Here is a 23,847-nt window from a genome sequence, read left to right as displayed (position 1 = left end):
CATCCCCCCGGAGGAACAACGCGTGGCGGCCTACGTCAACGACGTCGCGGTGCGCTGGTCCGACCAGGACGCCTACGGGCACGTCAACCACGCGCGCGTGGTGACGCTGCTCGAGGACGCCCGGACCGGCCTGCTCTTCGACGCCGCGACCCGGGCGGGCGTGGCCGCCTTCGAGGCCGGCCTGCTCGTCGCCGCGCTGGAGGTCCGGTATCGGCGCCCGATCCCGTGGTCGCCGGCCGGGGTGCGCGTGGTGATGACCGCCGAGGACGTCCGCGCGGCGTCGTTCGGCGTCGCGTACCGGCTGCTGCTGCCCACCGGCGACGGCAACGGCTCCTTCGACGAGGCCAAGCCGGCCGCCACCGCCAGCACCCAGCTCGTGCCCTACGACCTGGCCACCGAGCGGCCGCGGCGCCTGACCGCCGAGGAGCGGGAGTTCCTCGCCGAGTACACGGCATGAGCCTCGCGGTCCCGGCGGCCGCCGACCGGGCGGCGCTCGCCGACGTCGTCGCCCGTGTCGTGCGGCTCGACCCGGCGGCGGTGGTGCGGCTCCGCGCGGCCGGCGACACGGTGGCGCTGTGGGCCGCCACGCCGTTCGCGGTGCTCGTGACCACGGCGGCGCCGGGCCGTGTCGAGCCCGCCGACGTGACGGTGATGGCGTCGGACCTGCTCGCGGCGCTGTCGGTCGTCGACGCCCCCGAGGTCGACCCGGGCCGGGCGGTCGACGACCGCTGGCGGGGCGACCTGCCCGCCGGGGTGGGGTGGGACGTGATCGGGGAGATCCGGGCGGACGAGATCGACGCCGTCGTCGCCCGCACCGACGCGGCGGGGCTCGACGCCACCGCGTGGGAGGCCGACGGCGTGCGCGTGCCGGCCCGCTGCGTCGTCGCCGTCGCGGGGATGGGGTGGCCGGAGGGCGGCGCGGCCGTGCCCGTGGCGCTCTCGGACGACGGGGCGTGGATGCGGCTCGACGCCGGCCGCGCCGCGGTCGTCCGTCACCGCCGCCCCGCCCTCACCGTCCTCATGTGAGCGAAATTCCCGGCTATGACCGGGAATTCCGCTCACATGGGTCAGAGGTTCGCGCGCAGGAAGTCGCGCGTGGCGCTCCAGGCCTTGAGGGCCTGCTCCGGGTCGTAGGTGCCCAGGTGGTTCTCCTCGTTGAAGAACGCGTGCCCGGACGGGTAGATGCGGAAGTCGGGGGTCACGCCGGACTCGTCCTCGATCCGCTCGGCGAGCTCCTCGACGGCCTCGGGAGGGGCCATCTCGTCCTCCTCGCCGAAGTGGCCGAGCAGCGGCGCCGTCAGGTTCGCGAAGCTCGGGTAGTCCTCGCCCAGCACGCCGTAGAACGGCACGGCGGCACCGATCTTGTCGCCCTGCTGCGCCGCGAGCACGAGGACGAAGCCGCCGCCCATGCAGAACCCGACGGCGCCGACCTTGTCCCCCGTGACGGCCTCGTGGCCGAGCAGGAAGTCGACGGCACCGGCGAGGTCGGTGGCCGCTTGATCGACGGGCAGCTCCTGCATGAGCCGCCCGGCCTCGTCGGCGTCGTGGGTGGTGGCGCCGCCGTACAGGTCGGGCGCGAGGGCGACGAACCCCTCGGCCGCGAGGCGGTGAGCGACGTCGGCGATGTGGGCGGTCAGGCCCCACCACTCCTGGATCACCACGACGCCGGGCCCGGAGCCCGACTCCGGCAGCGCCAGGTAGCCGTGGGCGGTCCGTCCGTTCGAGGGGAACGTGACGTTCTGCAGGGGGTTGTCCACCATCGCTCCGTCGTCACCACGCCTTGTTCATCATGCTCGTCGCCGCCATCTCGAAGTACTCCCACATCTGGCGCCGGCGCTCCTCGGGGAGGTTCGCCTCGTCGACGGCGACGCGCATGCAGCGCAGCCACGCGTCGCGCTCGAGCGGCCCGATGGGGAACGGGCCGTGCCGCATGCGCAGGCGGGGGTGCCCACGCTGGTGGGAGTAGGTCTGCGGGCCGCCCCAGTACTGCTCGAGGAACATCAGCAGCCGCTGCTCGGCCGGGCCCAGGTCCTCCTCGGGGTAGAGGGGACGAAGGACCGGGTCGTCGGCGACCTGCTCGTAGAAGCGGTGCACGATCGCCACGAACGTCTCGTGCCCGCCCACGGCCTCGTAGAACGTGTCGGGTCGACCGGCCTGTGGTGCGCTCACCCCACCACCGTCCCAGATCCGGTCCGGGCAGGTGGAGTCACACCGCCGGTGTGCCCGGTCCCGCGACGCCCGGACGCCCCGCGAACGGGTACGGCGCGGGCACGCCCTCGGCGTCGAGCTGGGTCTTGATCTCGGCGGCGACGGCGCGCTGGACGGCCCACTGCTCGCCGGGGCGGGTCTTGATGGTGAGCCGGATGAGCACGCCCTCGGCGGTGACCGACTGGACGCCGAGCATGTCCGGCGGGGCGATCACCTTGCCGGCGATCTTGGGCTCGGCGCACTCGGCGTTCGCCGCGCGCTCGGCGATCTCCAGGGCCTCGTCGACGTCGGCGCTGTGCCCGACGGGGATGTCGACGACGGCCACCGAGTAGCCCTGGCTGGAGTTGCCGACGCGCAGCACCTCGCCGTTGCGGACGTACCAGACGGTCCCGGCGATGTCGCGCAGCGTCGTCACCCGCAGGCCGACGGCCTCGACGGTGCCGGTGGCCTCGCCGAGGTCGACGACGTCGCCGACCCCGTACTGGTCCTCGAGCATCATGAAGATGCCGGACAGGAAGTCGCGGACGAGGTTCTGCGCGCCGAACCCGATGGCGACACCGACGATGCCGGCCGAGGCGATGATCGGGGCGAGGTTGACGCCGAACTCGCCCAGGATCAGCACGAACGCGACGCCGTAGATCAGGATCGTCGAGAACGACCGCAGCACCGAGCCGATCGCCTGGGCGCGCTGCGTGCGCCGCTCGACCATGAGCGGGGCGGCGTCCCGGATGGTCCGCACCGCGCGGTCGCGCAGGGGCCGCAGCAGCGCCGGGACCCGGCCCTCGCGGGCGCCGTTGGTCAGGCGCCCGATCGCGCGGTGGACCGCGAACCGCAGCACGACCGCGACCACGATGATCAGCACCACCACGACGAGGTGCGTGAGCAGCTCGTCGGCCGAGCGGGAGAGCCAGTCGGTCTGCGTGAGCTCGTAGACCCGCTGGCACAGCGAGCCCGCGTCCGTGGCGCAGGCTGGCGGCTGCGACGGCAGCGAGAGCGGCGACGAGAAGTCGTGCGCCGGCTCGGGGGTCGGGGTGGCCGGAGGGGGCGTCGGCAACGGCACGCTCACGTTGCTCGACGGTAGAGGACGCCCTCCCGGCGGCTCCTGTCCCCTGCGGGCCCGCCGCCGCCCTGGTGACGGGCCGGTGACGCGTGGGTGCGGTCGGTGAGAACACAGGTGCGATCGGGCCCGTTGTGTGGTCGACTAGGCCCAACTCGGCGGGAGGTGGTCGTGTGCACGAACGACAACCCGGCAGCGTGACTCCGCTGGTCAGCGAGGTCCCGCCCACCCACGCGCCGCGCGGCGCGTCCGACCCTCCCGATCCCGTCCCCGAACTGACCGTCGCTCCCCCTCTCCCCCCGGACATCTCCGACCCGGACGAGCCCCCCGCCCCGCCGCTGGCGACGCCGCCGTGGGGTCGCCGCCGGGTCCTGCTCCTCAACGCCACCTTCGAGCCCCTCACCGCGCTGCCCCTCCGGCGCGCGATCGTGCTGCTGGTCTGCGGCAAGGCCGAGGTGGTGCACGGCGACGCCGCCGGGCTGGTGCTGCACTCCGCCACCGGGTCGGTCGAGGTCCCGTCCGTCATCCGGCTGCGCACCTACGTCCGCGTGCCCTACCGGGCGCGGGTGCCGCTGACTCGGGCCGCCCTCATGCACCGCGACCGGTTCCGGTGCGCCTACTGCGGCGGGCGTGCCGAGACCATCGACCACGTGGTCCCGCGCAGCCGCGGCGGCACGCACACGTGGGAGAACTGCGTGGCCTGCTGCGCGCGGTGCAACCACCGCAAGGCCGACAAGCTGCTCGCCGAGCTCGGCTGGCCGCTGCGCACCATGCCGACCGCGCCCCGGGGGCGGCACTGGCGCCTGCTCGCCGGGCTCGTCGACGCCGACCCGCTCTGGCTGCCGTACCTGGGGGAGACGGCCGCCTGACACGGCCTGTGCCCCGTGCGTAGGGCAGCATGGGGCAACCGTGAGCGATCTCCACGAGCTGAGCGCCCTCGAGACCGCCGCCGCGGTGCGGCGCGGCGACCTCACGGCCCTCGAGGTCGTCGACGCGGCGCTCGCGCGCGCCGAACGCCTCGGTCCCGCGCTGGGGGCGTTCACGGTGCTGACGCCGGAGCGCGCCCGCGACGCGGCCCGCGCGGTCGACCTCGCCGGGGTGGACGGGGCCGGGCCGCTGTCCGGTGTCCCGACGGCGATCAAGGACCTGACCGCGACCGCCGGTGTGCCGACCGGCCGGGGCTCGGTGATCTACGACGGGTGGGTCCCGGACCGCGACGACGACGTCGTCGGCCTGCTGCGCGGCGCCGGGACGATCAGCATCGGCAAGACCGCGGTGCCCGAGTTCGGGCTGCCCTGCTACACCGAGCCCGCCGGGGCGCCGCCCGCCGTGACCCCGTGGGACCGGACGCGTTCGGCGGGCGGGTCCTCGGGCGGGGCGGCCGCCGCGGTCGCGGCCGGCATCCTGCCCGTCGCGCACGGCACCGACGGCGGCGGCTCGATCCGCATCCCCGCCTCGGTGTGCGGCCTCGTCGGCCTGAAGACGACGCGCGGGCGCGTCCCCGCCGGGCCCGCGGGCGGCGACCCCGCGGGCCTGTCGGTGCACGGCCCGCTCGCCCGCACCGTCGCCGACGCCGCCGCGCTGCTCGACGCGATGGCCCTGGCGTCGCCGGGGGAGCCGTTCGTGCCGGCGGCGCCGCCCGCGGGCGGGTACCTCGGCGGGCTCGCCGCGCCGTCGCCGCGGCGCCGGATCGCGCTGGCCGTGGACCCGCCGCTGGACGGCGTCGAGGTCGACCCCGCGTGCCGCGGTGCCGCCGAGGACGTCGGGGCGCTGCTCGCGGAGCTCGGGCACGAGGTCGAGCCGGTGACGTTCCGCCTGCCCGACGAGGGCGTCGCCGCGTTCCTGACGCTGTGGCGGGTGCTCTCGCTCGGCGACCCCGTCGACCCCGCCGACGAGCCCCGCCTGCAGCCGCTGACCCGCCACCTGCGGGCCGAGGGCCGGGCGGTCGACGGGGCGGCGGCGATGACGGCCCTGCACACGGTGCAGGTGCTCACGCGCGCGTTCGTCGCTGAGCGCGCCGGCTACGACGCCGTCCTGACGCCGACCGTCGCGCTGCCGCCGCGCCCGATCGGGTGGTTCACCGAGACCGGCGACCCCGCCGACGACTTCGCCCGCCAGATCGCCTTCACGCCGTGGAACGCGATCGCCAACCTCACCGGCGAGCCGGCGATCTCGCTGCCGCTGGGGTGGGCGGGCGACCTGCCGATCGGGGTGGCGCTGCGGGGGCGGCGCGGGGAGGAGTCGGCGCTGCTCGGACTGGCCGCCGAGCTGGAGGCGGCGCGGCCCTGGGCGGACCGTCGTCCGCCCGAGGTGTGAGAGGGCCTCCTACGACGGGACGTCGTCGACGCGATCCACTACGGTGCAGCGCGTGAGCCCGATGACCACCTTCCTGCTCTACGGCGTGACGTCGATCGGGGGCATCGGCCTCATCGCCCTCATGACCCTCGTCCGCCCGTCGTCGCGCGGCGCGCGCTACCGCTCCGGCGATTCGTGGGACCACGAGCCGTTGTGGTGGATGGGCAACCCCCGGGGCTCGGGCGTCGCCGGCCCCACCGTCGAGGCCGTGCCCGCCGGCGCGGCCGCCGAGCACACCGCCCGAGGAGGCGCTCGTGGCACGTGGTGAGGTCGTCCCCGCCGGTCAGGATGCGCCGGGCCAGACCACCCGGCTGACCCAGGGACCCGGCGTCCTCGAGGACCCGGTCTACGGCCAGGCGCGCGTCGCCACCGCCTCCGGGCGGATCTCCGAGGCGACCGACGTGCTCGCCGAGGACTCGCGCACGCCGTTCTCCGCGTCCCAGCTCTCGCGTCTCGACGAGGCCCTGACGCTGGCGTGCCGCGAGACCGGGCTGCTGTTCACGCTCTGGGTGGGCGCGCTCGGCACCCGCTCGCGCGAGCGCGCCGAGGAGCTGCACGCCTCGCTCGGCGACACCGCCGCCGAGGCGGTCGTGGTCGCCGTGTCCCCGGGCGAGCGCGTCGTGGAGATCGTCACCGGCGCCGAGTCCAGCCGCCGCATCGACGACCGCGGCGCCAAGCTCGCGGTGATGAGCATGGTCGCCTCGTTCAAGGAGTCCGACCTCGTCGGCGGCATGGTCGAGGGCCTCACGATGCTCGCCGACCAGGCGGGCCACGCGCACCACTAGGACGTCCGGCGGCATCGGTGCGCCCGTCCGCGCCTCGCCTCGAGAAACGAACGGCGCTCTCGCTGCTACGGAAGCAGCGAGGGCGCCGTTCGTTCGTCTGGCCGGGCCTCAGCCGCGGTCGAACTCCCGCGCCGCGAGCGCACGCACGACGCCGGCCCGTCCCTCGGTGACGAGGCGGCGCAGGGCCGGCGGGTGGTCGCCCGCGAGCCAGGCGTCGGCGGCCTCGACGGTCGCCTGCTCGACGGCCCAGGACGGGAAGAGTCCCTGCACCATCGGCTGCGCCTGCTCCGAGGACCGCCGCGCCCAGACCTCGTCGACGACCGCGAAGTACTTCGCGACGTAGTCGGCGAGCAGCGCCTGCTGGGCCGGGTGCGAGAAGCCCATGATGATCGCCGAGTTGATGGCGTTCGGCAGGGTGTCGTCCTCGACGGCGCGCCGCCAGGCCTCGGCCTTCGCCTCCGGCGTGGGGATCAGCGCCCGGGCCCGCTCGGCCATCCGGCGGCCGGTGGCGGTGTTGTCGCGCGCGTACTCCTCGTCGATCTCCGCCTCGCCCGCGGCGCCGTGGGCGACGAGCGCGTGCAGGAGCCGCCAGCGCAGGTCGGTGTCGACGGTCAGGCCCTCGAGCGGCGCCGACTCCGAGCGCCAGCCGGCCAGCGCGTCGAGCGCCTCGGGGGTGAGCACCGAGCCGGCGAGCGCGTTGACGATCGCGAGCTGGTGGTCCGAGCCCGGGTCGGCGTGGGCGAGCTCGAGCAGGCGCGCCACGAACGTCGGCCACCCCTCGGCGACCGCCCAGGCCGGCTCGGCGTACGACGCGAGCGCCGTCTGGGCCTGCAGGAGCAGACGCTGCACGACGCCGACCTCGGACTCGGCGGCGATCCCGTTCAGCACGAGGGCGACGAAGTCGCGGGCGCGCAGCTCGGCCTCGCGCGTCATCTCCCAGGCCGCCGACCAGCACAGGGTGCGGGGGAGGGGCTCCGCGATGTCGCCGATGCGGTCGACGAGCGTGGTCAGCGAGCGCTCGTCGAGGCGCATCGTGCAGTAGGTGAGGTCGTCGTCGTTGACGAGCACGAGCGCGCCGGCCGGGACGCCGACGAGCTCGGGCACCTCGGTGCGCTCGCCGCTGACGTCGAGCTCCACGCGGTGCTGCCGGACGAGCTTGCCCGAGCCGTCGGCGTTCTCGGAGCCGTAGATCCCGACCGCGAGCCGGTGGGTGCGCAGCTCGCCGGCGCCGGGGCGGGCGCCGCCCTGCACGACCTCGAATGCCGTGTACTTGCCGTTCTCACCCACCGAGAACGACGGCGAGAGCGAGTTGAGCCCCGTCGTGCGGAGCCACTGCGCGCTCCAGCCCGACAGGTCGCGGCCCGAGGCCTCGGTCAGCGCGCCGAGCAGGTCGTCGAAGGTCGCGTTGCCGTAGGCGTGGCGCGAGAAGTACAGCCGCAGCCCGGACAGGAACTCGTCCTGCCCGACGTAGGCGACGAGCTGCTTGAGGACGCTCGCGCCCTTGGCGTAGGTGATGCCGTCGAAGTTGACCTCGACCGCCTGCAGGTCGGGGATGTCGGCGGCGACGGGGTGGGTCGAGGGCAGCTGGTCCTGGCGGTACGCCCACGACTTCTCGACGTTGGCGAAGGTCGTCCAGGCGTTGCGGTACTCGGTGGCCTCGGCCTGGCTGACGACGCTGGCCCAGGTCGCGAACGACTCGTTGAGCCACAGGTCGTCCCACCAGCGCATGGTCACGAGGTCGCCGAACCACATGTGCGCCATCTCGTGCAGCACGGTCTCGGCGCGGCGCTCGTAGAGGTAGCGGGTGACGCGGCTGCGGAAGACGTAGTCCTCGAGGAACGTCACCGCGCCGACGTTCTCCATCGCGCCCGCGTTGAACTCGGGCACGAAGAGCTGGTCGTACTTGTCGAAGGGGTACGGCACCCCGAAGTTGCGGTGGTAGAAGCCGAAGCCCTGCTTGGTCTCGGTGAACAGCCGGTCGGCGTCCATGTACTCGGCGAGGCTCGACCGGCAGTAGATGCCGAGCGGGATCGACCCGTGCTCGTCGGAGTAGGTGTCGGTCCACTTGGCGTACGGGCCTGCGACCAGCGCGACGAGGTAGGTCGAGATGCGCGGCGTCGGGGTGAAGACGTGCCGGGTGACCCCGCCCGCCTCGGCGGCCTCGGACGCCGCCCCGTTGGCGATGACCTCCCAGGTCGAGGGCGCCGTGACCGTCGCGGCGAGGGTCGCCTTGAGGTCGGGCTGGTCGAAGCACGCGAACATGCGCTTGGCGTCGGCCGTCTCGAACTGGCTGTAGAGGTAGACGCCGCCGTCGACGGGGTCGACGAAGCGGTGCAGGCCCTCGCCGGTGTTCATGTAGCGGCAGTCGGCGTCGACGACCAGCTCGTTGTCGGCGGCGAGGTCGGGCAGCGCGAGGCCCTTCTCCTCGTCGTAGTCGGACACGTCGAGCGAGGTCCCGTTGAGCACGGCGGAGCGCACGCCGGCGGCCACGATGTCGATCCAGGTCGACGCACCGGGCTGCGCGGAGCGGAAACGCACGGTGGTGATCGACCGGAACGTGGACTCGCCGGGTCCGCCGGTCGCCGGGTCGGTGAGGTCGAGGTCGATGTCGTAGGAGTCGACCTCGAGCATCTCGGCGCGCGTCGCGGCGTCGTCGCGGGTCAGGTTCGGGGCAGCCACGGCGCCACCCTACGGCCGCGGACGCGCAGCGCAGCGGAGCCGGACCATCGCCCTGCGGGAACATCACAGCCCATCGCCGGGGTTGCCACGGATGAGGACCTCCGAGAAGGGAACCCGACCGTCATGGCAGACAAGACCCGCGTCGATTTCTGGTTCGACCCGCTGTGCCCGTTCGCCTGGATCACCTCGCGCTGGATGCTCGAGGTCGAGAAGGTGCGTGACGTGGAGACGCACTGGCACGTCATGAGCCTGTCGGTGCTCAACTCGGGCCGTGAGCTCGACGAGAAGTACCAGTCGATGATGGACGAGGGCTGGAAGCCCGTCCGCGTCGCGATCGCCGCCGCGCAGGCGCACGGCGACGAGATCCTCGCCCCGCTGTACACCGCGATGGGCACGAAGATCCACAACGAGGGCAACAAGGACTTCGACGACGTGATCGCGAAGTCGCTCGCCGAGGTCGGCCTGCCGGACTCGCTGGCCCAGGCCGCCACGTCGACCGACTACGACGAGGCCCTGAAGAAGAGCCACCACGAGGGCATGGACCCCGTGGGCATGGACGTCGGCACGCCGGTCATCCACGTCGAGGGCTCGGCGTACTTCGGCCCGGTCATGACCCGCATCCCCAAGGGCGAGCAGGCAGGCCAGATCTTCGACGGCGCCAAGCTCCTCGCCGGGTACGAGTACTTCTACGAGCTCAAGCGCACCCGCGACACGGAGCTCAAGTTCGACTGACGTCGTCCGGGCGCCGGCGTCACATCGACGCCGGCGCCTCGTTCTGCTGCAGGGCGAACAGGCTCGTGTAGCCGCCCGACCAGTCCGGCGGGATCAGGCACGGCCGCGGGTCGTGGTGCGCCCAGCGCGCCCGCTCGCCGCGCACGACCTCCTCGGCGTGGCTCGAGGGCAGCGGGTTCGCGGTGTACGGGAAGGCGTCCGCGGCCTTGTAGACGTTGAGCAGCAGCGGGCGCCCGATCGGCGAGTCGTTGGCCGCGGAGTGGTGCGCGGTGCGGCAGTTGTGGATCGTCACCGAGCCGGCGGGGCCGGGCAGGTACACGGTGCGGTCGGTGTCGAGCCCGGCGGCGTCGCGGCTGCTCAGCGCGCCGGCCCAGGCGCCGTCGTCGCCGTAGAGGTCGTGGAGCGGGCCGTCGTGGCTGCCGGGCAGGACGCCGAGCGGGCCCTGCTCCATGCCGCAGTCGTACAGGTACGTGCCGAAGGTCAGCGGCGTGTAGTTGGTGTGCGGCCAGTACTGGATGTCCTGGTGCCACTTGACCTCGGCGCCGCCCCGCGCCCACTTGAAGTTGAGCTTCGAGTGGTGAAAGGCGACGTCGGGCCCGACGAGGTCGGCGGCGACGTCGGCGAGCACCGCGTCGCGGGCGTAGGCCCAGTAGTCGGGGTGCTGGTCGACGGGACTGGTGACGCGGCGCAGGCGCGGGGCGTCGGCGGTGTGGTCGGGCTCGAGGTCGAAGACCCGGTCCGAGGCGGTCAGCGACCGGCTGCGCTCCACCATCTCGTCGGTGGCGGCGCGCAGGCGCTCGAGCCACTCCTCGGGGATCAGGCGCTCGAGCAGCAGGTAGCCGTTCGCCCAGTACGACTCGCGCTGCTCCTCGGTGAGCACCTTGGCGGGCGTGCGTCGGATCTCGTCGGTGAGCATGTGGGACCTCCACGCTGTGTGTCCGTCCTCACACGGTAGGTCACACGGGCGAGGACGTCGCCCCGTCGGGCAGGGTGGGGTCATGGAGACGACGACCGGTACGGAGACGCTCACGAGGCACTGGATCGACGGCGCCTGGCAGGAGGGGTCCGGCTCGATCGCCGTGGTCAACCCGGCGACCGGGCAGACGATCGCGGAGGTGCCCGCGGGCGGGAAGGCCGAGGTCGACGCCGCGGTGATGGCCGCCCGGCACGCGTTCAACCGCTGGGCCGCGACCCCGCTGGCCGACCGGGTGGCGATGGTGCTCGCGATCCGCGAGGGCATCAAGGCGCGCAGCGGCGAGATCGCGACCTCGATCACCGCCGAGATGGGCTCGCCGACGAAGTTCGCCAACACGGTGCAGGTCGGCATGCCGATGGCGACGTCCAAGGGCGTCGCCGGGCTGGCCGAGTCGTTCCCGTGGACCGAGGAGATCGGCAACTCGCTGGTCGTCCGCGAGCCGGTGGGCGTCGTGGGCGCGGTGACGCCGTGGAACTACCCGCTGCACCAGGTCGTCGCCAAGGTCGCGCCGGCGCTGGTCGCGGGCTGCACGATCGTGCTCAAGCCCAGCGAGGTCGCCCCGCTGACCGCCGGCATCCTCGCCGAGATCACCCGCGAGGCCGGGCTGCCCGCCGGCGTGTTCAACGTCGTGCACGGCACCGGGCCGGAGGCCGGCGAGGCGCTCGCGTCGCACCCCGGCGTCGACATGATGTCGTTCACGGGGTCGGTGCCCGCGGGCCGCCGCGTGCAGGAGGTCGCCGCCGGCACCGTCAAGCGGGTCGCGCTCGAGCTCGGCGGCAAGTCCGCCAACATCGTGCTCGATGACGCCGACCTCACCCAGGCCGTCAAGCTCGGCCTCGGCAACTGCTTCATCAACGGCGGCCAGACCTGCACCGCCTGGACCCGCCTGCTCGTGCCCCAGTCGCTGCACGACCAGGTCGTGGAGATGGCCGTCGAGCAGGCGGCCAAGTACACGGTCGGCGACCCCACCGACGAGTCGACCCGCATCGGGCCGATGTCCTCGGAGCGCCAGCGCGAGCGCGTCGACGGCTACATCACGACCGGCGTCTCCGAGGGCGCCGAGCTCGCCGCCGGCGGCCCCGGCCGTCCCGACGGCCTGGACAGCGGCGCCTACGTCCGCCCGACGATCTTCTCGGGGGTGCGCCCGGACATGAGGATCGCCCAGGAGGAGATCTTCGGCCCGGTGCTGTCGGTGATGCCCTACGCCGACGAGGACGAGGCCGTCGAGATCGCCAACGCCACGGTCTACGGCCTCGCGGGCGCGGTGTTCGCGGGGTCGCAGGAGCGCGGGCTCGAGGTCGCGAAGCGCATGCGCACCGGCCAGGTCGACGTCAACGGCGGCCAGTTCAACCCTCTCGCCCCGTTCGGCGGGTACAAGCAGTCGGGCACCGGCCGCGAGCTCGGCCGCTACGGGCTCGAGGAGTTCCTCGAGGTCAAGTCGATCCAGCTCTGAGAACGTCGGCCAGGACACGGGCGTGGCTGTGGTCCGTGTCCCTGGTCGCGGTCAGCAGGGTGAGCGGGCCCGCCGTGTCGCGCAGCGACGCGAGCGCCGACGCGGCGGGCTCCTCGTCCAGCTCGGCGCGGTAGCGGCGGGCGAACTCGTCGTACTTCGCGGGGTCGTGGCCGAACCACTTGCGTAGCTCGCTGCTCGGGGCGACGTCGCGCAGCCAGGAATCGTGGTCGGCGTCGGCCTTGGCGACCCCGCGCGGCCAGAGGCGGTCGACGAGCACCCGCGTGCCGTCGCCGTCGGCCCGCTCCTCGCGCACCCGCTTCACCTGCACGGTCACGTGGCCCGCCAGAGGATCTGCTGCACGTCGCCCAGCCAGCGCCGGTACGACTGGCCTGTCGACGGCGGGTGGTACTCCAGGCCCAGCGACTCCGCGGCGGCCCGCGTGGCGTCCTCGGAACCGAAGCGCTCCAGCAGGTGCTGAGCCTGGCCCGTCGCCGCCCAGACGTCGTCGTGCGGCCACTCCCGCGCGAACGCCTCGAGCCCGCCCTCGACCGACCCGTGGTCGTCGCCCACGTCCTGGTGGAGGTAGCCGGTGAACAGGCCCGCGAGCGCCTGCCACTCCGCCGCTGTCGGGTCCGCGCCCTCGAACCGGCGCGACGGCACCGGGTAGGCAGTGTGCACGTGGAACCCCTCGGGCATCGACGGGTCCCGGCGCAGCAGCGCCAGCGAGGAGGTGACGTCGACGATGTCGGCGGCGGTCTCCGCCCACTTCGGCACGTGGCGCCCGGTGGCGGCGCCGTGCTCCCACGTGACGCCGAGTGTCGGGCGAGCCGTGGCGAGCCAGGAGCGGACGAGAGCGGCGTTGCCGGCGAGGTTGTCGGCGACGCTCCGTTCGGCGACCTCCCGGTCGGTGAAGCTCGACGACTCGATGGAACGGCCGCTCGGGGCGATGTCCTGCGCGCCGGGCCGCCAGTCCCACGCGATGCTGTCGAGGTCGATGCGTCCGTCGCTCATCGGGACGTGTCCGTCTCCTCGTGGGGCCAGTCGAGCCGCGTGGGACCGTCCGGGTCGCGCAGGAACCGCTCCAGCTCGGCGAGCCAGTCGCGCATCTGCCAGCCCTCCGCCTCGGGGTGGTACTCCAGCGCCAGGGCAGCCACGGCTTGTCGCGCGCCGTCCTCCCCATCGGCGGTCCGCAGGATCTCGTGCACTTCCTGGGCGGTCGTCATCCGGTGCTCGTCGCTCGCCGTCCGGCAGTACGCGCCGACCGCCTTCGACGGGCTGCCGTAGTCGTCCACGAAGTCTTGGTTGAGGTAGGCGGCGAACAGCGTCCGGAGCTGGGAACGTCGTGGGCCAGTCATGTCTACGGATGCTCCACGGGCCGGGGATAGGACGTCAGGATGTAGTAACCGCCGGGCATGGACGGATCGGCCATCAGGACCACCCGCGAGACCGGGACGTCGACCACGTCGGCGAGCGTCGCGTTCTCCGGGGCGAACCGACCGACCGACCACGGGTGCTCGAACTCGAACTCCTGAGGATCCGAAGGGCTCGAGGCTAGCCAGTCGTCGATCGCGGCCTGGTTGGCGGTGATGTTGTCGTGGGTCGCACTCTCGGCGGTCTGGCGGTCGGCGTAGCTCGAGACCTCCAGCGGTCTGCCCACCCTCGCCTGACGGTCGAGGAGCTCCTGGTCGGTCGCGCCGACGTGCGCCTTCTTCGGGGTCAGCGTGTGGCCCCCGGCGTCCTGGTGCCGCTGCAGCCCACCCCCGGGGGCGAGGGGCGTGGACGGACGCGGGTCGGGCCCGTGCTCCACGAGGTCGCCGAGGCGGCCGAGCTTGGTGATGCCCTTGCCGCCGAGGGCCGCGGCGATGACACCGGGGCTTCGGCCGATCGCCTCGTCCAGGCCGCCGGTCTGGTACGAGTCGACGACGGGCTGGACCGTGCCCTGCAGCATCGACCCGACGGCGCCGAGCGGGTCGGTGACCGCGGCCTGGGTCGTCTCCCATGTCCGCCCCCAGGTGGCCCCGAAGTCTTCGTCGAAGACGTTGACGTGGTCGATGACGCCGCCGACCGTGTCGGTGACCTCGCCGACGACGTCCCCGCCGGCCTTCACCAGCCCGTCCCACGCGTTGCCGTCGGGCGGGGTCGCCGGTGCCGGGAGGAGGCTCGCCAGTCCCGCGCCGGCGGCGTCGAGGGCACGCGCCGCCACCTCTGCCGCGTCCTGGGCGCGGTCCTCGGCGGACAGCATGATCGCGGCACCGTCCTGGACGGCGAGGCGACCGGTCTCGCGGGCGGCGTCGGCCGGGGCGCCGGAGCCGACCCCCACGAGCAGCGCCTGGCCCTGCACGGCCATCCGCTCGCCCTCGAGCCAGTCCTGCTGCGCGCGGCGGAGCTCGGCCGCGAAGGCCCGCAGCGGCCCGGCGGTCGCCGACACCGCCTCGGCGACGGTGCGGGCGCCGGTTGCGGCCGTCGAGACGTTCGTCGCCGCGAGCATCGCGGCGCTGCCGGACCACGCCGCCGTCGCGCCGCGCCCGTGACCCGCCACCGCCTCACCGGTCGCCGCGAGGTCCTGCGCGGCGCGGGCGAGGGCGTCGGCGGCGGCCTCGACCGCGGCCGGATCGCCGGGGAGGCCGGGCATCAGTTGCCGCCCAGGCCGGGCAGCAGGACGGGCGGCGCGCCGGGAGCCGCTGGCCCGAGTCCGCCCGCGACGCCCCCGTCGCCGGTGACGTACGCGCTGGCCGAGGCCTCGAGGGACGCGGCCGCATCGGTGACCCGCGTGGACACCGCGGCACCGGCACCGTCCAGCGCCTGGCCGAACCGGGCCGCCGCCGACGCCAGCGGTTCGGTGCCGCACGCCCCGGCGGTGGAGGCGATGGCTGCGGAGGCCGCGCGGCAGGCCGCCACGAGGTCGCCGGCGTCGCCGCGCAGCGCCGCGGTGCCGGCGCGCAGCTCGTCCGGGCGGACGTCGAACCCCTCGCCCGGTGCGGTCACGCGGCCCCTCCCGTCCGATCAGCTCGCCGATCGGATGCTGGCAGAGGGCCGCGGGCGGCAGGGGCGGTTCGGCGGAAGTCGAACTGGAGAGCTACGCCGTGTCCGCCCGGGGCTCGAGCCCGAAGTGCTCCCCGAGCCAGTCCACGCACTCGTGGATGAAGCGCACGCGGTTCTCGGTGCGCTGGATCTCGTGGCCCTCGTCGTCGAAGAGCAGGTAGCGCACGGGCACGCCCGCGGCCTTGGCGCCGTGGACGGCGAGCTCGGCCTCGTGGACGGGCACGTTGGTGTCCCACTTCCCGTGCACGACGAGCAGCGGCGCGCGCAGGTGCTCCATACGGTGCACGGGGGAGAGCTCGCGGAGCAGGTTGCGGTCGTGGATGGGGTGGCCGTACTCGCCGACGGCGGCGTCGGCGATCCACGGCTCGGTGCGGGCGAAGAACGTCTCGAAGTCGGCCATGCCGCACACGTCGATGCCGACCGCGAAGAGCTCGGGGTGGTTCACGAGCGCGGCGAGGGTCAGGTAGCCGCCGTAGGAGCGGCCCATGACCGCGACGCGGGCGGGGTCGGCGACGCCGCAGCCGACGAGGTGCTCGACGCACGTCGCCACGTCGCGGATCGCCGCGAAGCGCCCGGCGCCGTTGTCGGCGTTGACGAACGAACGACCGAAGCCCGAGGACCCGCGCACGTTGGCCGCGTAGACGGCGACGCCGCGGGCGAGCAGGTGCTGGTAGAGCGGCGTGAACACGGGGCGCTCCTGCGCCTCGGGCCCGCCGTGCAGGTAGATCACCGTCGGCAGCGGCCCGGCGCTCCCGCGCGGGCGGTACAGCCAGCCGGGCAGGCGCAGGCCGTCGGGGGTGGTGACGACCTCGAGCGTCGGGTGCACGAGCTGGCCCGGTGACCAGCGCGGCTCCTCCTGCGGGCAGATCAGCGCGGTGGTGTCCGACGACAGCTCGTGGCACCACACGGCGGCCGGCACCTCGGGCGACTGGATGCCCATCACCAGCGAGTCGCTGTCGTGGCTGAAGACCGCGTGGGTGACGACGTCGCCGGGCGGGGCGTACGACGAGCACTTGCCGCTCTCCAGGTCGAGCAGGTCGACCTCGCTGCGCCCCTCGACGTTCCACACGAGGGCCGCGAGCCGGGCGTCCTCGGTGAGCGCGAAGCGCTCGAGGTCGGCGTCGACGCGCTCGGCGAGCACCTCCGGGGTCATCGGGCTCGCGTCGGTCGCGACGTCGACGGCGACCAGCGCCGCGCGCTCGCGACCGCCGTCGGTGAGCAGCAGCATCTTCGTGCCGTCGGGGGTGAACCGGCCGGCGACGACACTGGAGTCGCGGGTGATCGCGACGGGGTGCTCGACGGCGCCGGGCGGGCCGCCGGGGCCCCGCTGCACGTCGATCTCGTGCCAGCCCTCGGTGCCGTCGAGGTCGACGATGCCGACGTGGCGGGACCCGCGGCGGCCGCGGCGCAGCAGCACGCGGCGCCGGTCGCGGCTCACGTCGAGGATCTGCAGGGCGTGCCCGGAGCCCAGGCGCTGGCGCTGCCCGGTGTCGGCGTCGACGAGCCAGGCCGTCGTCGTCTCGGTGTCCGACTCGGTGATCGCGAGGACCGACCCGGTGTGCGTGAAGCGGTCGAGGGTGACCGCGCCGCGGTCGTCGTCACCGACGCCCCGGACGGCCCGCAGGTCGGTGCCGTCCGGGCGGACGATCGCGACCTGCGTGCGCTCGCCGCCGTCGGGGGCGGTCTCGACGGCGAGCCACGCGCCGTCGGGGGACCAGCGCACGGTCGAGACGAGGTCGTCGCCGGTGTCGAGCGACCACTCCTCGCCGGTGGCCCGTCGGTGCAGGCGCACCTGGGGCAGGCCCTCGCCGTCCCAGACGAACGCGATCGTCGTCCCGTCCGGTGAGGGGCTGGGAGACCAGCAACGCGTCGCGCTGATCCACTCGTCCACGGACCGCACGCTACCTACGTGATGCCGTGCGCCTGCAGCCACATCTCGAGGAGTGCGACCTGCCACAGCGCGTTGGCGCCGAGGTTGGTGCGCCCCGAGTTCGGGTCGTCGAGCATCTGGGCCACGGCGTCGGACCGGAAGAGCCCGCGCGAGGTGGCGGCGGGGTCGGTCAGCGCGCCGCGGACGCGCTCGAGCACCGGCCCGGAGAGCTGGCGGATCGCCGGGACCGGGAAGTAGCCCTTCTTCCGGTCGATGATCTCGTCGGGGAGCACCCCGCGCGCGGCCGCCTTGAGCACGCCCTTGCCGCCGTCGGCGAGCTTGAACTCGGGCGGGCAGGCGCCCATCGTCTCGACGAAGTCGTGGTCCAGGAACGGCACCCGCGCCTCGAGCCCCCAGGCCATCGTCATGTTGTCGACGCGCTTCACCGGGTCGTCGACCAGCATGATCGAGGTGTCGAGGCGCAGGGCCGCGTCGACGGCGGAGTCCGCGCCGGGCCGGCCGAAGTGCTCGGCGACGAACGCGCGGCTGACGTCGTCCCCGACGAGCGCCTCGGGCGTCAGGAGCTGGGCGACCTCGCTGTGCGGGCGGTCGAAGAACGCCTTCTGGTAGGCGTCGACCGCGCCGTCGCGCGGCACCCCGGCCAGCGGCGGGTACCAGTCGTACCCGCCGAGGATCTCGTCGGCGCCCTGGCCGGACTGCACCACCTTGATCGACTTCGAGACCTCGCGCGAGAGCAGGTAGAACGCGACGACGTCGTGGCTGACCATCGGCTCGGCCATCGCCGCGACCGCGCCCGCCAGCGCGTCGTCGGTCTCGTGCTTGGGGACCTTGAACTTCACGTGGTCCGTGCCGTAGGTCTGCGCGACGAGGTCGGAGTAGTCGAACTCGTCGCCGGTCTCGCCGGCCTCGGCCTCGAAGCCGATCGAGAAGGTCTTGAGGTCCTTCTGCCCCATCTCGGCGAGCAGGGCCACGACGATCGACGAGTCGATGCCGCCGGAGAGCAGGACGCCGACCGGCACGTCGGCGACCATGCGGCGCTCGACGGCGGTGCGCAGCGAGGCCAGCGCGGTCTCGGCCCACTCCTCCGCCGACTTCTCGCCGTGGCGGGTGAAGTGCGGCTCCCAGTAGGTCCAGTCGTCGGTCGCGCCGTCGGGCGAGATCGTGCGGATCGTCGCCGGCGGGAGCTTGCGGACGCCCTGCAGGATCGTCCGCGGCGCCGGGACCACCGAGTGGAAGCTCATGTAGTGGTGCAGTGCGACGAGGTCGACGTCGGTGTTGAGCCCGCCGCCCGCGAGCAGGGCAGGCAGTGACGAGGCGAAGCGGACCGCCCCGGGCACCTGCGCGACGTAGAGCGGCTTGATGCCGAGCCGGTCGCGGCCCAGCACGAGCTCGCCGGTGCGCCGGTCGGCGACCGCGAACGCGAACATGCCCTTGAAGTGCTCGACGCAGGCCTTGCCCCAGCGGTGGAAGGCCTTGAGCAGCACCTCGGTGTCCGAGGTGGAGAAGAACCGGTAGCCCTGGGCGTGCAGCTCCTCGCGGAGCTCCTTGTAGTTGTAGATGATCCCGTTGAAGACGGCGGTGAGGCCGAGCTCGGCGTCGACCATGGGCTGGGCGCCGGCCTCGGACAGGTCGATGATCTTCAGGCGCTGGTGGGCGAGGGCCAGCGGGCCGTGGCCGACGACGCCCCAGCCGTCGGGCCCGCGGGGCTGGAGGACCTGGGCCATGTCGAGCACCGTCGCGACCTCGGCCGCGCGCCCGTCGAATCGGAACTCACCGGCGATGCCGCACACGGGTGGCCTCCTCGGTCGTGCTGCGCGTCAGCGCAGGATCCAGGTGTCCTTGGAGCCCCCGCCCCGCGAGGAGTTGACCACGAGGGAGTCGGCGGGCGCGACACGGGTGAGCGGCGTCGGGAGCACCGTCGGGGTGGGCGCGAGGACGACGAACGCCCGCAGGTCGACCACCCGCGGCTCCAGCGCGGTGCCCGTGAACGTGGGGTGCGTGGAGATCCGGATCGTCTCCTGCGCGACGAAGCCCGCGGGGTCGGCGCGCACCGCGGCGGCGGCCCGGTCGAGCTCCGCGGCGTCCGCGTCGGGGCCGATGACGATGCCCTGCCCGCCATAGCCGTCGACGGGCTTGAGGACGAGCTCGCCGAGATGCGCCAGGACGTGCTCGCGCTGCTCGGGATCGGCGCACGACCAGGTCGGGACGGCCGCGAGGGTCGCCTTCTCGCCCAGGTAGTACTCGGTGAGCGCGGAGACGTAGGGGTAGACGCCCTTGTCGTCGACGAGACCGTTGCCCGGCGCGTTGGCGAGGGTCAGCCGACCCGTGCGCACGGCGTCCTGGACGGGCCCGCCGAGGGGGACGCCCCACGCGTCGGTGGCCTCGAAGAGCACCTCCTCGTCGATGCGCCGGTAGACGACGTCGATCGGCCGCCCGGTCTCCGCGATCGTGATCATTCCGGCGACCGCGCGGAGCTCGCCGGGAGTGAGCAGCGGCACGCCCATCTCCTCGGCGAGCATGCGGTGCTCGAAGTACGCCGAGTCGCTCGGGCCCTCGCTGACGACGGCGAGCACCGGGTCGCTGCCCGCGGCCGGGGGAGCGCACGCCAGCAGCGCCTCGCGCAGCATCGCCGGGCCCTCGTCGGCGTCGAGCACGCCGTCGGGGGCCTGGAGCTCGGGCAGGACGCTGCGCACCACGCGGCGGTCGGCCATCGCGAAGCCGATGCCCGAGGGGATGCGCAGGTTGTCCTCGAGCACCTTCCACTCGCCCTCGGCGTCGCAGACGAGGTCGAGGCCGCTGACCAGGGCCCGCACGGCGCCCGGGTGCAGGTTCATGGCGGCCTCGTGCGGCTGGGGGACCCAGCGCAGGGCGGCCTCGGGCAGGACGCCGTCGTGCAGGCAGGCGCGCTCGCCGTGCAGGTCCTGCAGGAGGGCCTCGCAGGTGCGGGCGCGCTGCACGAGCCCCTCGGTCAGCATCGCCCACTCGCCGGGGGTGACGAGGCGGGGGACGAGGTCGAGGGGGAAGAGGCGCTCGGCGTCCTGCTCCTGCGGGAAGAACATGCCGCGGGCGCGCTGCTCGGCGTCGCGGCTCTTCTCGTGGACGAGCAGGCCGGACGGCCCGATCCGCTCGAGCGTCGAGACCAGCCACGAGTACGCCGGGCGCACGGTGCCGTCCTCGGCGACGGCCTCGTCGAACCCTGGTGACCGGTAGCCGTCGAGCATGACCGGGGCGACGGTCTCGCCGACCGGGGCGTCGACGGGCGAGTCCGGCGCGCCGCGGGTCTCGGCGACGAGCATGTCCACGACGGCCTCGAGCCCGCCGCTGCGGTTGGCGCGCTGGCGCTGGCGGGCCGCCGAGCTGCCGCGGGCGAGCGCCTCGAGCGCCAGCTCCTCGACGACGGCGCGGTCGCCGGCCTCGTCGAGGTCGTCGGCGAGGTGCTCGAGCATCAGCCGCACCGCGCGCGACGGCGGCACGAGCTCGCGTCCCGGGACGTCGACGAGGTCGCCCTCGAGGCCCGAGCGCGCCGCCCGCCAGCTCGCCGCGCGCAGCAGCTCGGGGCGGTAGCGGGGCGTCGCCCGGCCCTCGACGTGGGCGCGCACCCCGTGACGCACGAGAGCGCGGGACAGGCCGGCGATGAGGACGACGCCGTCGACGCTCGGGCCGGCGTCGCAGATGCGGACCTCGACCGTGCTCTGGTGCGCCGAGGGACGCATGTCGAAATAGACCATGCCGGGGTCGGACATCGTCCCGGAGGCGAGCAGGTCGGCGATGAGCGCGTCGTAGTCGGCGGCGTCGGTCAGCGGGGCCGGGGGACCGGCCGTCGGCCAACGGTGCCAGGCCAGCGTGCGGGAGCTGGCGTAGCCGGTGTCCTCGGACTGCCAGAACGGGCTCGAGGCCGACAGCGCCAGCAGCACCGGCAGCCACGGCGCGCTGTGCTGCATGACGGTGATCGCCGCGTCGCGGTCGGGGACGTCGACGTGCACCTGGGTGCCGCAGATCTGCTGCTCGAAGGCGAGCATCTGGTACTCGTCGCGCATCCGCTCGTAGCGCGGCGACGGTGTGATGCCCCGCGCGGAGCCGTCGATCAGCGGCACGCTGCCGGCGCCGACCACGCCGAGGCCGTGCTCGTCGGCGATGTGGGCGAGCATCCCGCGCAGCCGGACCAGGTCGGTGCGCAGGTCGGCGAGGTCGGACGTCGGCGCCGAGTTCGTCTCGATGATCGACGGCTTGAGCTCGGCGGCGAACGCCTCGCCGTCGAGCGCCTGGAGCTCGCCGAGCAGCTCGGGCACCCGCGGCACGGCCGACCGGGTCTCGAGGTCGACGAGGTGGAACTCCTCCTCGACCCCCATGACGACCTCGCGCGCCGGCGTCAGACGGTGGTCGGAGGGTCGCGCTGACATGGCGTCAACGTAAGCGGGGCGTGTCACGGGCATGTTTCCGAGTCGCCGATCGTGGGCCTCGTCGCGTCCGGGCCCTCACCTGCAAGACTGCGCGGGTGCGCGTCTTCGTCGGATCGGACCACGCCGGGTTCGAGCTCAAGGCCCATCTGCTGCGCGAGCTGGCCAGGGCCGGCCACGACGTCGTCGACGTCGGCCCCGCCGAGCTCGACCCGAACGACGACTACCCGCCGTTCTGCGTGCAGACCGGGCTGCGGACCGTGTCGGCGGAGGGCAGCCTCGGCATCGTCATCGGCGGGTCGGGCAACGGCGAGCAGATCGCGGCCAACAAGGTCCCCGGTTGCCGCGCGGCGCTCGCGTGGAGCGTCGAGACCGCGCAGCTCGCGCGCAAGCACAACAACGCGCAGGTCGTCGCCGTCGGTGCGCGCATGCACACCGCCGAGCAGGCCACCGAGATCGTCAACGCCTTCCTCGCGACCGCGTTCGAGGGCGGGCGCCACCAGCGCCGCATCGACATGCTGAGCGCCTACGAGCAGACCGGCGTGCCCCCGGCCCTGCCCGAGGAGTGACACCTCAGCGGTAGTCGGGGTTCGGGTAGTCGAAGCGGCACCCCGCGTCCCACTCCGAGCGCTGGTTGCCGTGGGCCGGGATGCCACCGGCGTCCCGCAGCATCCGCGCGAGGTGCAGCAGGTTCCACGTCATGAACGTGGTGTTCCGGTTGGTGAAGTCGTTCTCCGGCCCGCCCGAGCCCGGGTCCAGGTACGACGGCCCCGGCCCCGCCTCGCCGATCCACCCCGCGTCCGCCTGCGGCGGGATCGTGTACCCGAGGTGCTGGAGGCTGTAGAGGACGTTCATCGCGCAGTGCTTGACGCCGTCCTCGTTGCCGGTGATCAGGCAGCCCCCGACGCGCCCGTAGTACGCGTACTGGCCGGCGTCGTTGAGCAGGTGCGAGCAGGCGTAGAGGCGCTCGATCACCAGTTTGGTCACCGAGCTGTTGTCGCCGAGCCAGATCGGCCCGGCGATGACGAGGATGTCCGCGGCGAGGATGCGCGGGTAGAGGGCGGGCCACTCGTCGCGCTCCCACCCGTGCTCGGTCATGTCCGGCCACACGCCCGTGGCGATGTCGTGGTCGATCGCGCGGACGTGGTCGACGCGCACGCCCTGCTTCTCCATGATCGCCGCGCTGCGGTCGACGAGGCCCTGGGTGTGGCTGCGCTCGGGGGAGCGCTTCAGCGTCGTGTTGACGAAGACCGCCGACAGGTCGTCGTAGGTGGTGTCCATGGTCGATCTGACCGCTCGCGGCCCGCGGCGTCCAGTGCCGAAGGCCCCGGGGGGCCGGGGACTGATCGCACGCCGCGCGGGGTAGGCAGGCCCGGTGCCCGAAGGCCACACGATCCGCCGCCTCGTGCGGACCCACACCCGGCGGTTCGCGGGCCACGAGGTGGCGATCTCGTCGCCGCAGGGCCGGTTCGCGCAGCACGCCGAGCTCGTCGACGGGCGGGTGCTGCAGCGGGCCGACGCCCACGGCAAGCACCTCTTCCACGTCTACGCCGACGACCTCGTCGTGCACGTCCACCTCGGGCTGTACGGGAAGTTCACGATGCACACCGGCGAGGTGACGCCGCCGCGCGGTCAGGTCCGGATGCGCATGGTCGGGCCGACGCACTGGGCGGACCTGCGCGGGCCGATCGCCTGCGAGGTGCTCACCGAGGGCGAGGTCGAGGGGCTGCGCTCGCGGCTCGGGGCCGACCCGCTGCGCCGCGACACCGACCCCGAGACCGCCTGGGCGCGCATCTCCCGCTCCCGCGCGCCGCTGGCCACGCTGCTGATGGACCAGTCGGTGATCGCCGGGGTCGGCAACGTCTACCGCGCCGAGGTGCTCTTCCGGCACGGCCTCGACCCGCTGCTGCCGGGCCGCGAGCTCGGCCGCGAGCGGTGGGAGGCGGTGTGGGCGGACCTCGTCGACCTCCTCGCCGACGGCGTGCGGCGCGGCGCGATCGACACCGTGAAGTCCGAGCACCGCTCCTGTGATCACGAGCACGACCAGCCGCACCGACGCAGCTGTGGCCGCGAGGTGTACGTGTACCGCCGGACGGGCCAGGCGTGCCGCGTGTGCAGTACGGAGATCAGCAAACGGACGCACGCGAGCCGGAATCTGTTCTGGTGCGCGCGCTGTCAGGCCGCGACCTGACCGTTACGTTTCGCCCTCCGCCACCGATGCGACACCTGAGGGGATGACGCGTGCCCGGTCTCGATCGGGGGAACCGGTCAC

Annotated in this window: 24 protein-coding genes; 10 read left to right on the top strand and 14 right to left on the bottom strand. The window is 73.7% G+C overall.

The features are described 5' to 3' along the window. Window positions 1–22: 22 nt before the first annotated feature. Together EV188_RS21555 and EV188_RS21550 are read left to right on the top strand one after the other, a co-directional pair. Window positions 23–457, top strand: coding sequence for an acyl-CoA thioesterase (locus EV188_RS21555; protein WP_133828351.1), 435 nt, complete (start codon window positions 23–25; stop codon window positions 455–457). Beyond that, window positions 454–1,026, top strand: coding sequence for a DUF8010 domain-containing protein (locus EV188_RS21550; protein WP_133828350.1), 573 nt, complete (start codon window positions 454–456; stop codon window positions 1,024–1,026). The genes EV188_RS21555 and EV188_RS21550 overlap by 4 nt, the downstream gene beginning before the upstream one ends. Window positions 1,027–1,067: 41 nt before the next feature. Here EV188_RS21550 and EV188_RS21545 read toward each other — a convergent pair whose 3' ends face one another. Genes EV188_RS21545 through EV188_RS21535 form a run of 3 tightly spaced genes read right to left on the bottom strand, consistent with a single transcriptional unit; the run spans window position 1,068 to window position 3,196 of the window. Further along, window positions 1,068–1,760 (bottom strand): dienelactone hydrolase family protein, encoded by a 693-nt coding sequence (locus EV188_RS21545; protein WP_133828349.1) that lies wholly within the window; start codon window positions 1,758–1,760, stop codon window positions 1,068–1,070. Between the two features lie 10 nt (window positions 1,761–1,770). Continuing rightward, complete coding sequence (locus tag EV188_RS21540) at window positions 1,771–2,169, bottom strand: globin (RefSeq protein ID WP_133828348.1); 399 nt, start codon at window positions 2,167–2,169, stop codon at window positions 1,771–1,773. A gap of 37 nt (window positions 2,170–2,206) precedes the next feature. Continuing rightward, a complete protein-coding gene (locus EV188_RS21535; RefSeq protein WP_133828390.1) occupies window positions 2,207–3,196 on the bottom strand; it encodes a mechanosensitive ion channel family protein in 990 nt (329 codons plus the stop codon). Window positions 3,197–3,462: 266 nt separating this feature from the next. Here EV188_RS21535 and EV188_RS21530 point away from each other — a divergent pair, with 266 nt between their 5' ends. From EV188_RS21530 to EV188_RS21515, 4 genes are all read left to right on the top strand, one after another. Continuing rightward, window positions 3,463–4,134, top strand: a complete 672-nt coding sequence (locus EV188_RS21530; RefSeq protein WP_424922947.1) for an HNH endonuclease — start codon at window positions 3,463–3,465, stop codon at window positions 4,132–4,134. A 40-nt stretch (window positions 4,135–4,174) separates the two neighbouring features. Next, window positions 4,175–5,581, top strand: a complete 1,407-nt coding sequence (locus tag EV188_RS21525) for an amidase (RefSeq protein ID WP_133828347.1) — start codon at window positions 4,175–4,177, stop codon at window positions 5,579–5,581. A gap of 61 nt (window positions 5,582–5,642) precedes the next feature. Beyond that, window positions 5,643–5,888 (top strand): aa3-type cytochrome oxidase subunit CtaJ, encoded by a 246-nt coding sequence (gene ctaJ / locus EV188_RS21520; protein ID WP_481726162.1) that lies wholly within the window; start codon window positions 5,643–5,645, stop codon window positions 5,886–5,888. Next, the gene (locus EV188_RS21515; protein WP_243741882.1) at window positions 5,875–6,405 is read left to right on the top strand and encodes a DUF5130 family protein; all 531 of its coding nucleotides are present in this window, start codon (window positions 5,875–5,877) and stop codon (window positions 6,403–6,405) included. The genes ctaJ and EV188_RS21515 overlap by 14 nt, the downstream gene beginning before the upstream one ends. Window positions 6,406–6,513: 108 nt before the next feature. On the opposite strand, the gene pepN is transcribed toward EV188_RS21515, so the two are convergent. Next, window positions 6,514–9,084, bottom strand: a complete 2,571-nt coding sequence (gene pepN, locus EV188_RS21510; RefSeq protein ID WP_133828345.1) for an aminopeptidase N — start codon at window positions 9,082–9,084, stop codon at window positions 6,514–6,516. Window positions 9,085–9,207: 123 nt separating this feature from the next. On the opposite strand from pepN, the gene EV188_RS21505 reads away from it, so the two are divergent. Beyond that, complete coding sequence (locus tag EV188_RS21505) at window positions 9,208–9,816, top strand: mycothiol-dependent nitroreductase Rv2466c family protein (protein ID WP_133828344.1); 609 nt, start codon at window positions 9,208–9,210, stop codon at window positions 9,814–9,816. 19 nt (window positions 9,817–9,835) lie between these two features. Here the strand turns inward: EV188_RS21505 and EV188_RS21500 are convergent, their stop codons facing one another. After that, window positions 9,836–10,732 (bottom strand): phytanoyl-CoA dioxygenase family protein, encoded by an 897-nt coding sequence (locus EV188_RS21500; protein ID WP_133828343.1) that lies wholly within the window; start codon window positions 10,730–10,732, stop codon window positions 9,836–9,838. A gap of 82 nt (window positions 10,733–10,814) precedes the next feature. Between EV188_RS21500 and EV188_RS21495 the strand changes: the two genes are divergently transcribed. Further along, window positions 10,815–12,245 (top strand): aldehyde dehydrogenase family protein, encoded by a 1,431-nt coding sequence (locus EV188_RS21495; protein WP_133828342.1) that lies wholly within the window; start codon window positions 10,815–10,817, stop codon window positions 12,243–12,245. On the opposite strand, the gene EV188_RS21490 is transcribed toward EV188_RS21495, so the two are convergent. The 8 genes from EV188_RS21490 to EV188_RS21455 all read right to left on the bottom strand — a co-directional run bounded on the left by EV188_RS21490 (window position 12,226) and on the right by EV188_RS21455 (window position 21,578). After that, window positions 12,226–12,579, bottom strand: a complete 354-nt coding sequence (locus tag EV188_RS21490) for a DUF488 domain-containing protein (protein WP_208114317.1) — start codon at window positions 12,577–12,579, stop codon at window positions 12,226–12,228. The two genes, EV188_RS21495 and EV188_RS21490, sit on opposite strands and share 20 nt — an antisense overlap. Then, the gene (locus tag EV188_RS21485; protein WP_133828341.1) at window positions 12,576–13,256 is read right to left on the bottom strand and encodes a contact-dependent growth inhibition system immunity protein; all 681 of its coding nucleotides are present in this window, start codon (window positions 13,254–13,256) and stop codon (window positions 12,576–12,578) included. Before EV188_RS21485 ends, EV188_RS21490 begins: the two co-directional genes overlap by 4 nt. Further along, window positions 13,253–13,600: a contact-dependent growth inhibition system immunity protein gene (locus EV188_RS21480; RefSeq protein WP_133828340.1), complete on the bottom strand. Its 348-nt coding sequence runs from the start codon at window positions 13,598–13,600 to the stop codon at window positions 13,253–13,255. The genes EV188_RS21485 and EV188_RS21480 overlap by 4 nt, the downstream gene beginning before the upstream one ends. 2 nt (window positions 13,601–13,602) lie before the next feature. Next, the gene (locus tag EV188_RS21475) at window positions 13,603–14,877 is read right to left on the bottom strand and encodes an RNase A-like domain-containing protein (RefSeq protein WP_133828339.1); all 1,275 of its coding nucleotides are present in this window, start codon (window positions 14,875–14,877) and stop codon (window positions 13,603–13,605) included. Next, window positions 14,877–15,230: a type VII secretion target gene (locus EV188_RS21470; RefSeq protein ID WP_133828338.1), complete on the bottom strand. Its 354-nt coding sequence runs from the start codon at window positions 15,228–15,230 to the stop codon at window positions 14,877–14,879. The genes EV188_RS21475 and EV188_RS21470 overlap by 1 nt, the downstream gene beginning before the upstream one ends. 91 nt (window positions 15,231–15,321) lie before the next feature. Beyond that, on the bottom strand, window positions 15,322–17,178 hold the full coding sequence (locus tag EV188_RS21465; protein WP_208114316.1) for a S9 family peptidase: 1,857 nt from the start codon (window positions 17,176–17,178) through the stop codon (window positions 15,322–15,324). A 14-nt stretch (window positions 17,179–17,192) separates the two neighbouring features. Next, a complete protein-coding gene (locus EV188_RS21460; protein ID WP_133828336.1) occupies window positions 17,193–18,968 on the bottom strand; it encodes an N-acetylglutaminylglutamine amidotransferase in 1,776 nt (591 codons plus the stop codon). A 27-nt stretch (window positions 18,969–18,995) separates the two neighbouring features. Continuing rightward, window positions 18,996–21,578 carry a glutamate--cysteine ligase gene (locus EV188_RS21455; protein WP_208114315.1) on the bottom strand — a complete coding sequence of 861 codons (2,583 nt, stop codon included), beginning with the start codon at window positions 21,576–21,578 and terminating at the stop codon, window positions 18,996–18,998. Between the two features lie 95 nt (window positions 21,579–21,673). Here EV188_RS21455 and EV188_RS21450 point away from each other — a divergent pair, with 95 nt between their 5' ends. Next, window positions 21,674–22,144, top strand: coding sequence for a ribose-5-phosphate isomerase (locus EV188_RS21450; RefSeq protein WP_133828335.1), 471 nt, complete (start codon window positions 21,674–21,676; stop codon window positions 22,142–22,144). A gap of 4 nt (window positions 22,145–22,148) precedes the next feature. On the opposite strand, the gene EV188_RS21445 is transcribed toward EV188_RS21450, so the two are convergent. Next, complete coding sequence (locus EV188_RS21445; protein WP_133828334.1) at window positions 22,149–22,856, bottom strand: flavodoxin family protein; 708 nt, start codon at window positions 22,854–22,856, stop codon at window positions 22,149–22,151. A 94-nt stretch (window positions 22,857–22,950) separates the two neighbouring features. Here EV188_RS21445 and EV188_RS21440 point away from each other — a divergent pair, with 94 nt between their 5' ends. Next, a complete protein-coding gene (locus tag EV188_RS21440) occupies window positions 22,951–23,766 on the top strand; it encodes an Fpg/Nei family DNA glycosylase (protein ID WP_133828333.1) in 816 nt (271 codons plus the stop codon). Window positions 23,767–23,847 lie beyond the last annotated feature (81 nt).

It is taken from the genome of Actinomycetospora succinea, assembly GCF_004363095.1.
GTDB classification, from domain to species: Bacteria; Actinomycetota; Actinomycetes; order Mycobacteriales; family Pseudonocardiaceae; genus Actinomycetospora; species Actinomycetospora succinea.
This window is presented reverse-complemented; position numbering and strand designations above follow the sequence as displayed.